Origin of the sequence: uncultured Leptotrichia sp., from assembly GCF_938036635.1 — a bacterium.
Classification (GTDB): Bacteria; Fusobacteriota; Fusobacteriia; order Fusobacteriales; family Leptotrichiaceae; genus Leptotrichia; species Leptotrichia hongkongensis.
This window is the reverse complement of the sequence record NZ_CALHQO010000425.1, coordinates 1-2,602: the sequence shown is the minus strand read 5'-3', so window position 1 is coordinate 2,602 and position 2,602 is coordinate 1. Positions and strand designations below refer to the sequence as shown.

General features: G+C 27.9%; 3 protein-coding genes. All 3 read left to right on the top strand.

Translation table 11 applies throughout. The features are described 5' to 3' along the window. Positions 1–691 (top strand): tetratricopeptide repeat protein (locus Q0370_RS08520; RefSeq protein ID WP_367270883.1); only part of this gene is annotated, 691 nt, incomplete at its 5' end. A 54-nt stretch (positions 692–745) separates the two neighbouring features. Beyond that, complete coding sequence (locus Q0370_RS08515) at positions 746–979, top strand: DUF4926 domain-containing protein (RefSeq protein WP_299574627.1); 234 nt, start codon at positions 746–748, stop codon at positions 977–979. Positions 980–1,068: 89 nt separating this feature from the next. Next, positions 1,069–2,442 (top strand): FAD-dependent oxidoreductase, encoded by a 1,374-nt coding sequence (locus Q0370_RS08510; protein WP_299574625.1) that lies wholly within the window; start codon positions 1,069–1,071, stop codon positions 2,440–2,442. Positions 2,443–2,602: the final 160 nt, after the last annotated feature.

Here is a 2,602-nt window from a genome sequence, read left to right as displayed (position 1 = left end):
AATATATTATATAAAAAAAGATAATGAAAAATTGAAATACTGGCAAGATAAAATATTAAATACAAAAGAAATTTTTAGATTTGATGATGAAGCAAATGATTTACTGGAATACAGTTTATCAAAAGATAGAATGGATAAAGAGTTCTTTGAGTTGTATATAAAAGGAGAGGAAAGTATTTTAAAAAAAGATTATGATACAGCAGAAAAATATTTTTTACAAATGGAGAAGTTAAAAAAAGAAGGAATTTTGTATACAGCTGATTTTTATTATCGTTATAAGGATAAAAAAGAAAAAGGAATGGAAAAATATAAAAAAGCATATGAAAATGGTTTAAAGAAAGCTGCTGTTTTTATAGGAATTATTGAGCACAGAAATAGAAATATTGATGAAGCAAAGAAATGGTATAAAATATCATTGGAAATAGGAAATACTGATTCACAAATATATTTAGCACAAATTCTAGAAGAAGGTGATAAAATTGAAGCTATGAATTTGTATTTAAAAGCAGCTGAACTAAAAGATTATAGAGCAATAAATTATTTATTAAAATATTACTACAGAGAGAAAAATTTAAAAGAAATAAAAAAATGGGTAGATGTAGTTAAAAAATCAAATGGATTAAAAAATTATAGTGAAGCTGACAGTGGAAGAATAAAAGAATATGAAAAATTCTTAAAAGAAAAAGAGTAAAATACTTAATTAATTGTGAAATAAAATGATAAATATAGGTGTTTTGATATAAAAATGAAAAATGGAGATTTTATGTTTGATGAATATGATGTAGTAAAAGCAAAAAGAAAATTATCTGATAAAGTTTTAAAGAATTCGATTGGAACAGTTGTGATGATATTTCCTGAATTTCCAAATGATTATATGGTAGAGTTTATGAAAGATGAGAAGACTTTGGATATTTTAGTTATTAAGGGGATTGAAAAAATAATAAAATTTGTAAACACAAATACTCTTGTTTTTTTATAAAAAATGTGGTATTCTTAAGACAAGGAAATCTAATTTTATAATGAATACAATTATGTAACTAATTGTATAAAATGGAAAGGACAAAGAAAATGAAAAAATATGATGCAATAATAATTGGATTTGGAAAAGGTGGAAAAACTTTGGCAGGATTTTTGGCTGGGAAAGGTCAGAATGTGGCTTTGATTGAGAAATCGGACAAGATGTACGGAGGGACTTGTATAAATATTGGGTGTATTCCTACAAAAAAACTTGTTGACAGTACAAAAGTTCTTAAAAATAAAGGATTAAGTGGTATTGAGGAAAAGGAGAGATTTTATACAGAAAGTATAAATAATAAAAATACATTAATTGGTGCGTTACGTGGAAAAAATTATGAAATGCTGGCTACAAAGGAAAATATTGATATTTATGATGGATTTGGAAGCTTTGTTTCAAAAAATGTAGTTAATATTGAAAGCAATGGGGAAAATGTTCAGATTGAAGGGGAAAAAATATTTATAAATACAGGTTCGACTACAATAATTCCTGGTATAAAAGGGCTTAAAGAAAGTAATCATGTTTATACAAGCACTTCAATTATGGAATTAAAGGAACTTCCTAAAAAATTGACTATTTTGGGAGCAGGGTACATTGGGTTGGAATTTGCTTCGATGTATGCTGATTTTGGATCAGAAGTTACAGTGATTGATTTGGCACAAAGACTTATGCCTAGAGAAGATGAAGAAATTGCTGATAGGGCAAAGGCTATATTTGAGGCAAAAGGAGTTAAATTTTTACTGGAATCAAAAATTGAGGAAATTGTTGATAAAAATGGAAAAGGATATGTGCAAATTTCACAAGGGTCAAGCAAGAGTGAAATTGAATCAGACGCAATTCTTGTGGCAATTGGAAGAAAACCCAATACAGAAGGGCTTAATTTGGAAGCGGCAGGAGTAAAAACTGACGAAAAAGATGCGGTTGTAGTTGATGAAACATTGAAAACAACAGCTGATAACATTTGGGCAATGGGAGATGTGAAAGGTGGACTTCAATTTACATATATTTCTCTTGATGACTTTAGAATAATAAGAGATAACCTTTACAATGGAGGAAATAGAACAGTAAACGATAGAAATGTAATTCCATACAGCGTATTCATAAATCCACCTTTATCAAGAGTTGGAATGACTGAAAGTGAAGCAATTGCCAAAGGATATGAAGTAAAAACAGGAAGACTTGAAGCAATGGCAATTCCAAAAGCAAAAATAGAAGGCGTAACAGATGGATTGCTTAAAGCGGTTATAGATGCAAAAACAGATAAAATACTGGGATGTGCTTTATTATGCAATACTTCCCACGAAATGATAAACATTGTTGCAGCGGCTATGAAAGCTGAACAAAAATATACATTCTTGAAAGATATGATATTTACTCATCCGACAATGAGCGAAGCTTTGAATGATTTATTTGGAAGTGTGAAATAAAGAAAAATGAAATATTTTAGTTAAAATTTATGAATTTTTATGAAGTAATTAAAAATACTACAAAGAATGGAGAATAAATGGGCGAGTTTTTAATAATTATGGGATTAGTAGTATTTTATAATCTATTTAAGATTATTTTTAATATTATAAGAGTAATTTT